6 protein-coding genes and 1 pseudogene are annotated in these 8194 nt (G+C 38.4%); 6 read left to right on the top strand and 1 reads right to left on the bottom strand.

Going from position 1 to position 8194, the window contains the following annotated elements; all coding sequences use genetic code 11:
- Nucleotides 1-173 precede the first annotated feature (173 nt).
- The 6 genes and pseudogenes from LIZ98_RS09525 to sfsA all read left to right on the top strand — a co-directional run bounded on the left by LIZ98_RS09525 (nucleotide 174) and on the right by sfsA (nucleotide 6505).
- On the top strand, nucleotides 174-1043 hold the full coding sequence (locus LIZ98_RS09525; protein ID WP_019720106.1) for an AraC family transcriptional regulator: 870 nt from the start codon (nucleotides 174-176) through the stop codon (nucleotides 1041-1043).
- Between the two features lie 488 nt (nucleotides 1044-1531).
- A pseudogene (locus tag LIZ98_RS09520) lies at nucleotides 1532-2200 on the top strand (DNA-3-methyladenine glycosylase family protein); the annotation flags it as partial.
- Nucleotides 2190-2684, top strand: a complete 495-nt coding sequence (locus tag LIZ98_RS09515; protein WP_216408512.1) for a methylated-DNA--[protein]-cysteine S-methyltransferase — start codon at nucleotides 2190-2192, stop codon at nucleotides 2682-2684. The pseudogene LIZ98_RS09520 and the gene LIZ98_RS09515, both read left to right, overlap by 11 nt.
- Nucleotides 2685-2896: 212 nt before the next feature.
- Nucleotides 2897-3730 carry a sulfurtransferase gene (locus LIZ98_RS09510; RefSeq protein WP_227139516.1) on the top strand — a complete coding sequence of 278 codons (834 nt, stop codon included), beginning with the start codon at nucleotides 2897-2899 and terminating at the stop codon, nucleotides 3728-3730.
- Between the two features lie 448 nt (nucleotides 3731-4178).
- Nucleotides 4179-5711 carry a malate:quinone oxidoreductase gene (locus tag LIZ98_RS09505; RefSeq protein WP_227139517.1) on the top strand — a complete coding sequence of 511 codons (1533 nt, stop codon included), beginning with the start codon at nucleotides 4179-4181 and terminating at the stop codon, nucleotides 5709-5711.
- A 104-nt stretch (nucleotides 5712-5815) separates the two neighbouring features.
- Nucleotides 5816-6505 (top strand): DNA/RNA nuclease SfsA, encoded by a 690-nt coding sequence (sfsA, locus tag LIZ98_RS09500; RefSeq protein ID WP_227139518.1) that lies wholly within the window; start codon nucleotides 5816-5818, stop codon nucleotides 6503-6505.
- A gap of 143 nt (nucleotides 6506-6648) precedes the next feature.
- On the opposite strand, the gene ahpF is transcribed toward sfsA, so the two are convergent.
- A complete protein-coding gene (ahpF, locus tag LIZ98_RS09495) occupies nucleotides 6649-8181 on the bottom strand; it encodes an alkyl hydroperoxide reductase subunit F (protein ID WP_227139519.1) in 1533 nt (510 codons plus the stop codon).
- Nucleotides 8182-8194: the final 13 nt, after the last annotated feature.

Raw genomic sequence — 8194 nt, 5'->3', positions numbered from 1 at the left:
TCAACGGTTGATTTCTCAAATGACTTTCTGCATGTGATTCGTTCAGCAGCCCCTAATTAAGTACCTCAAACCGAGTATTTGATTATGAAAGTATCGAATAAAAAAGCAGAAAAAGTCAAAAATTTTTGTTTATAGGATAGTAAAATTTAAGTAAGAACAAGGGGGGAGGTAAATTGAGATATATAGAAGGTATTCGAACAGCAATTGATTACATTGAGGATAATCTGAAAAATAGTATTTCGTTAGAAGACATTGCGAAGATGGTAGGATATTCTATGTATCACTTTCATCGAATATTTCAATCTTACGTAAAAGAATCAGTAAGCGAGTATATACGAAGGAGACGATTAACAAAAGCTGCATGTGATCTTCTATATACTAATTCGAGAATCATAGATATTGCTCTTGAATACCAATTTGAAACTCAGGAGTCTTTTACAAGAGCCTTCAAAAAAATGTTTCAGGTTACACCGGGAGTGTATCGCAAACAACAGAAACGAGTGCTGATAAGAGAAAAACAACGACTAACAGGACAAAATCTACTTTATATTTATGGAGGTGTTATAATGAATCCGAGAATTGTTGTAAAAGATGAATTTTCAGTTGTAGGATTAACATGCTCGACTACACTATCAGAAAGTAAAGTTCCATTGCTATGGGAAGAATTCCATACTAGAGTCCGAGAAATAAAAAACAGGGTCTCACCAAATGTAATGATGGGCATCAGTGAATTTTCAATGAACCATATAAATGAAGAATTCACGTATATGGCTTGTGTCCCTGTAAAAGACATAACTACTATTCCAAAAAAAATGGTATCTAAAATCATTCCTAAAAGAGAATATGTAGTGGTTACCCATAAAGGAAAGCTAGAGGATTTAGGGCAAGCTTTTGATTATATCTACGGTAGTTGGCTCCCGAAATCAGGTTATGATTTAGAAGAAGCAGATGATTTTGAGATTTATGATGAGCGATTTAAAGGAGCAAATGATGAAGAGTCCGAAGTAGATATTTATATTCCCATAAGAAGAACAAAAAAGTAAGCATCCACACTGTAAAAGATATAGCCTCATCCAATGAATGAGGTTTATCTTCAACTAATCTTCGCTTAGTTTAATAATTCCAAAAGAGTGCTAAACCTTCTTGGAATAACCCCCTCTGTTAGGATAGATGTCGTAGACAACTTTAGTGTATAGTTTAACTAACACACGGAGGTTGATCGACATGAAAAGTAATAATGGTAAACGCTATACGGAGGAGATGAAAAAGGCATTCTCAATAGAATGATGCCCCCTAATAATGAATCTGTAAGTCAGTTAAGTAAAGAGCTTGGAATCACAGAACCCACTCTATATAAGTGGAGGAAAGAAGCCAGAATAGCCGTAAACCCTACTCCCGGTGAAGGACAAAGTTCTGAACAATGGAGCAGTGAAGATAAGTTCCTGGTAGTTATGGAAACATATACTATGAATCAAGCGGATTTAGCAGAGTATTGTCGGAAAAAAGGTCTATATAAAGAACAAATAAAAAAGTAGCTGAGTATATTTGGGAGTGGTTTGATTTGGAACAGGAATTAGGGGGATTTTACCAACTGGCTGGTCAAGATGAAAATTTAAAGACACTTGTTCATAAGTATTATGGATTACGGATTATGTGCATTCCGGATTTATTTGAAGCATTAGTATGGGCGATTATGGGCCAACAAATTAATTTAACATTTGCTTATACATTAAAGAAACGCTTTGTAGAACAATATGGCGAATCAATAAGGTTTCAGGGAGAAACGTTTTGGTTATTTCCTTCATTTGAAAAAATAGCTTTCATAAACGTTGATGATTTAAGGAAGTTTCAATTTACGAATAGGAAGGCAGAATATATCATTGGTATTGCTCAAGCTATGACAAATGGCGATTTAGACAAAGAATCATTGCTTCTGAGGAATGATTATCAACAAATTAAAAAGTCATTAATGATGATAAGAGGTATTGGAGCATGGACGGCAGATTATGTGATGATGAAATGCATGCACGTACCCTCCTCATTTCCAGTGGCCGATGTCGAACTTCATAATGCCTTAAAGAAGCTATTAAATCTTGAGAGAAAACCGACCATAGAAGAAATAAAGATGTATGTAGCAGATTGGGAAGGTTGGCAGGCATATGCAACCTTTTATCTTTGGAGGTCCTTATATGACAATTAGACATAAATTGGATTATGAATCACCAATTGGTGTAATCGAAATAATTGGCACGAATGAAGCTATCCACTCAATTTTGTTTTCTGAAAAAGATAAAAAGCAGAATTTTTTACAAGCCGAAACTCCTCCGGTTTTAGCAGAATGCTATACTCAACTTGACGAATATTTTAAAGGTAAACGTCATGACTTTTCATTTCCGTATCAACTTGAAGGGACTGACTTTCAAAAAAAAGTATGGGAAGCTTTAATAGAAATCCCCTATGCGGAAACGGGTTCTTATAAGGATATTGCCCTTTTCATTGGGAATGAAAAAGCGATCAGAGCAGTTGGGAGTGCCAATGGGAAAAACAAGTTAAGCATTGTCATTCCATGTCACAGAGTAATCGGTTCTAATGGGAAATTAACTGGTTATGCAGGAGGTCTGTGGAGAAAAGAATGGTTGCTTCAACATGAGAAGTCCTGTAAAAGGAACATAAGCAGCTTGTAAGATCTAAAGTACCTAATTTAGAACTGTTACGGAGAACCGTACCATAAGTAATTGAGTTTAAACCTTGTGTAAGGTCGTCCTAAGCAATATCCCCTGCTAATCATTTGGGTTTATAATAGAATATATACGAAAAATTCACAAGAATAAAGGATATTGCTGAATCTAGGCCCACATTAATTTTATAATAAAACTATTGAACGGGGGTTGTTAAAGTGGAGTATGTTGTTAATCAAGAATGGTTGCTCGAACAATTAGCCAATAAAGATGTAAAAATAGTCGACTGCCGTTTTTCATTAAGCAAGCCGGATGAGGGAGAACGTCTATATAAGGCGGGCCATATCCCGGGTGCATACTTTTTCGATTTGGAAAAACAATTATCTGCACCTGTTTCCAAACATGGAGGGAGGCACCCGCTTCCGGATATTGAACAGTTTCGACATGAAATAGAGCAAGCGGGAATTGATAATACGAAAACGGTCGTCGCCTATGATGGAGGAGAGGGGGCGTTCGCATCCCGGTTTTGGTGGCTGCTTACATATATTGGACATGACAAAGTCTACGTGTTAAATGGAGGTTTTAAAGGTTGGGTTGAAGCGGGTTACCCGACAACAAAAGAAGTGCCAAAGCCGGAATCTGCTCAATATAAGGTAAGTATTCGAAAAGAGATGCTGGCAACTTATGAAGAGATTAAGGAAATTGTCGCCAATAAGAAAAAGTCGCCAATTTTAATTGATTCAAGAGAAAAAGCACGCTATTTGGGAAAAGAGGAACCAATTGATAAAATTCCCGGACATATTCCGGGGGCCATGCATAAATTTTGGGCAGAAGGGTTGGAAAATGGTTTCTTCAAAGGAAGCGAAGAACAGAAAAAAAGATTTGCCGAGTTGGATCAAAAGGAACCAATTATTGTCTATTGCGGATCAGGTGTCACGGCAACGCCTAATTATATAGCTCTAAAAATCGCAGGCTATCAAAATGTAAAACTATACGCAGGAAGTTACAGTGACTGGGTTTCATATAGCGACAATCCGGTGGAAAAGGGATAATTTACCCCAATACTTTTCTACGTAAAACAGTCACTCGTTCAGTTGTATGATCATTTTCTTTAGGGATATTTATCTTAACCCTTGGAAAAGTCACATTAGATTTTTTTCGAGCGTTTTTTAAGGGAACGGAGGAAAGAAAGCAACAGTTGGATAAGAATCTCAAAGATTTATAAAGTCGGTGATGAAACGACAACAAGCCTAAGAAAATGAACATTATTTTGTTTAAAAAATCACAAATCAAATATTTGCATAATTTCCACATTTGGTGTAAATTGTAACTATCTTAGAATAGTAAAATAATGTTTTAATCACTGAAAGATTCTGGTAGACTAGAGTTAGGTTATAATTGATTCGGGAAAGGTGTGTAGTCTGACTGTTTTCCGTCTTTTTTCGGAATGCAACCGCCTGCAGCTTTTCCAAGAATTCAAAAGGGGATAAGGTGGGGAAAATGAGTAATAGACAAACAAAAACAGATGTCATCTTAATTGGCGCCGGAATTATGAGTGCCACGCTCGGTTCGTTGTTAAAGGAATTGATACCGGAGTGGGAAATTACAGTGTTTGAAAAGCTCGAAAAACCCGGAGAGGAAAGTTCCAATGAATGGAATAATGCGGGGACGGGTCATTCTGCACTGTGCGAGCTCAACTACACCGTCGAAAAACCGGACGGATCCATAGATATTAGCAAAGCAATAAAAGTGAATGAACAGTTTCAAGTATCAAAACAATTTTGGTCTTATCTTGTAAAAAGTAATTTGATTCGTAATCCACAGGACTTTATCATGCCATTACCCCATATGAGTTTTGTCGAAGGGGAAAAGAACGTAGAATTTTTAAGAAAACGCTTTAATGCATTAGCTGATAACCCGCTGTTCCAAGGGATGGAATTTTCGGATGATCCGGAAAAACTGAAAGAATGGATTCCGGTGATGATGGAAGGCCGTAAACTAAATGAACCGATTGCGGCTACAAAAATGGATTCCGGAACAGATGTCAACTTTGGTGCATTAACTCGAATGTTGTTTGAACACTTAAAAAAGGAAAACGTCGAGATTAATTATAAACATTATGTGAAAGATATTAAACGGACAAGTGAAGGATTGTGGGAAGTAAAAGTACATGATATTGACGCCGGTCAAAATAAGTCTTATATAGCAAAATTTATTTTTATCGGTGCCGGTGGCGGTTCTTTGCCGTTATTGCAAAAAACGGGAATTCCTGAATCAAAACATATTGGCGGTTTCCCGGTTAGCGGATTATTTATGGTTTGTAAAAATGAAGAACTTATCGAAAAACATCATGCAAAAGTTTACGGTAAAGCAAAAGTTGGCGCTCCGCCGATGTCCGTGCCACATCTTGATACCCGGTATATTAATAATAAAAAGACTTTGTTGTTTGGACCGTTTGCTGGTTTCTCACCGAAATTTTTAAAAACCGGTTCAAACTTTGATTTAATTAGCTCCGTAAAACCAAATAATGTGCTTACGATGTTGGCTGCCGGTGTAAAAGAAATGTCGCTAACAAAATACTTAATTCAACAACTTATGTTATCAAATGAACAACGGTTAGAGGAGTTACGTGAGTTTATTCCGAACGCCAAACTTGAGGATTGGGATATGGTCGTAGCAGGTCAACGTGTACAAGTAATTAAAGATACGGAGACCGGTGGGAAAGGAACACTTCAATTCGGTACGGAAGTTGTAAATAGCAGTGATGGCTCGATTGCCGCTTTACTTGGTGCTTCACCCGGCGCTTCAACAGCCGTACATGTTATGCTTGAAGTATTGGAAAGATGTTTCCCGCAATATATGCCGAAATGGGAATCAAAAATTAAAGAAATGATTCCTTCCTATGGTGTATCTTTAGCTAAAAACCCGGACCTTCTTCAAGAAATTCATTCCTCTACAGCAAAGACGCTTGGCCTAGAGGAAGAAATACCGACAAATACGGATGACAAAACTCGTCAGTTACAGGAAGTATAAATTGCCGATTTGGCAATTGTACTTCCTTTTCCTATTATTAAACGCCTCCATTGTTACACGATTATTCATCACATAACCTAAAACCGCTTATTGGAAGTGAACTTATGAAGTACGGGGAAATAGTCCATGGTAAACTGCATCGGCGGGTGAACAGGTTTATTGCCGAAGTTTTCATTCATGGAAAAAAAGAAGCGGCTCATATTAAAAATACCGGCCGTTTAACAGAGTTGCTACAACCGGATGCTGACGTGCGGTTAGAAGTGAGTGATAATCCAAACAGGAAAACAAAATATTCTCTCATTGCTGTTTGTAAAAATGATATTTGGGTAAATATTGATTCACAAGCGCCCAATACCGTTGTTTTTGAGGCAATTACAACGGGAAAGGTGAAAGAACTCGGAATGCTAAACACGGTGAAAAGGGAAGTTCCGTTTGGCGATTCCCGGTTCGATCTTTATTTTGAAAAGGGAAATGAAAGCGGCTTTATTGAAGTAAAAGGTGTCACTTTGGAAAAGAACGGGTTGGCGCTATTTCCGGATGCACCGACGTTACGAGGGACAAAACATATATTGGAGATGGTAAAAGCCGTACAAAAGGGATACAGCGGAACTATCTTGTTTGTCGTACAAATGAAAGGTTGCTCCACTTTTACTCCTAATAAAGAAATGGATAAAACTTTTACAGAAGCTTTATTAAAAGCAGTGGAACAAGGTGTGCAAATTTTAGCATATGACGCAATTGTAAAAGTCGATGAACTCGCTTTAGGCGATCCGCTTCCTGTTGTATTATCATAAAAAGGGTATATTACCAATTGTAAATGAATAACATTACGAAGTCAGACACCAAAAACACATAGAAAGAATAAAAATATAAAAAACCGTTATACTACAGAATAAGCAGTATAACGGTTTTTTGCGTAGTTTTTTTGGTTTCCGGGTTAGTTTCGGATTAAATAATCAAATGCTCCCAAGGCCGCCGTTGCACCGGATCCCATGGAAATGATAATTTGTTTATATGGACTATCACTACAGTCGCCGGCAGCAAAGACACCCGGGATATTGGTTGCACCACGCTTATCAACAATAATTTCACCCATGCGATTTCGTTCAACCGTACCTTCTAACCAATCGGTGTTGGGAACAAGACCGATTTGAACAAAAACACCGGCTAGCTCAATATGGTGTTCTTCTCCGGTTGTCCGGTCAATATAAGTCAGTCCGTTTACTTTATCAGTTCCGGTGATTTCTTTCGTTTGGGCGTTTGTAATCACTGTCACATTTGATAAACTGTGAAGACGATCTTGAAGTACTTGGTCGGCTTTTAATTCCGGCATAAATTCAATAACGGTCACATGTTTAACAACTCCTGCGAGATCAATCGCCGCTTCAATCCCGGAGTTTCCACCACCGATGACCGCAACATGTTTTCCGGCAAACAACGGACCGTCACAATGCGGGCAATAGGCGACACCTTTTGTCTTGAATTCTTCTTCACCCGGTACGCCTATATTGCGCCAACGTGCACCGGTTGAAAGAATGACTGTCTTACTTTTTAAAACTGCGCCGTTTTCCAATTCAATATGGACAAGGTTATCTTTCTTTTCTAAACGTTTTGCCCGTTGCAAGTTCATTATATCAATATTGTATTCTTTCACATGCTCTTCTAAACTGGCAGCAAGTTGCGGACCCTCAGTGTATTTTACGCTGATAAAGTTTTCAATGCCCTTGGTATCCATGATTTGACCGCCGAATCGTTCTGCCACAACTCCGGTACGAATTCCTTTCCTTGCAGCGTAAATAGCGGCACTCGCACCGGCAGGACCACCGCCGACAACGAGAACGTCAAACGGATCTTTATTCATAAACTCAGATGGGTCCGATGTTTTCCCAAGTTTGACCAGAATTTCTTCGAGTGACATCCGGCCGCTGCCAAATTCCTCGCCGTTTAAGAAAACAGTCGGCACCGCCATAATGTTTTTACTTTCGGCTTCTTCTTTGTAAGCCGCACCGTCAATCATTGTATGTGTAATATTCGGGTTAAGGACACTCATGATGTTTAGAGCCTGAACAACTTCAGGACAATTATGACAAGTTAAGCTGACGAATGTTTCAAAATGATATTCACCGGTTAAGCTTTTAACTTGGTCGATCAGTTTTTGTTCAACTTTTGGCGGTCGACCGCTTACCTGTAATAGCGCAAGCACAAGTGAAGTAAATTCATGGCCTAAAGGGATACCGGCAAAAACAACTCCGGTATCTTCTCCCACACGATTCACACTAAAGCTTGGTGTTCTTTGTAAAGTAGTATGTTCAATTTTAATTTTCGATGACATCGTAGCCAGCTCGTCAACAAGAGCCAGCATGTCACCTGATACTTTATCAGAACCCGCACTTACTTTAATGATGATATCGTTCTCCATTAACTGAAGATATTGATTTAATTGTGCTTTAATATCCGCATCTAGTATCATTTATAAGCACTCC

Source organism: Caldibacillus sp. 210928-DFI.2.18 (assembly GCF_020554505.1).
Taxonomy (GTDB): domain Bacteria; phylum Bacillota; class Bacilli; order Bacillales; family Caldibacillaceae; genus Caldifermentibacillus; species Caldifermentibacillus hisashii.
This window is presented reverse-complemented; position numbering and strand designations above follow the sequence as displayed.

Coding starts and splice junctions, on each gene's coding strand:
- LIZ98_RS09505 (WP_227139517.1), top strand. CDS start 4,179: ATGAGTAATAGACAAACAAAAACAGATGTCATCTTAATTGGCGCCGGA.
- ahpF (WP_227139519.1), bottom strand. CDS start 8,181: ATGATACTAGATGCGGATATTAAAGCACAATTAAATCAATATCTTCAG.
- sfsA (WP_227139518.1), top strand. CDS start 5,816: ATGAAGTACGGGGAAATAGTCCATGGTAAACTGCATCGGCGGGTGAAC.
- LIZ98_RS09515 (WP_216408512.1), top strand. CDS start 2,190: ATGACAATTAGACATAAATTGGATTATGAATCACCAATTGGTGTAATC.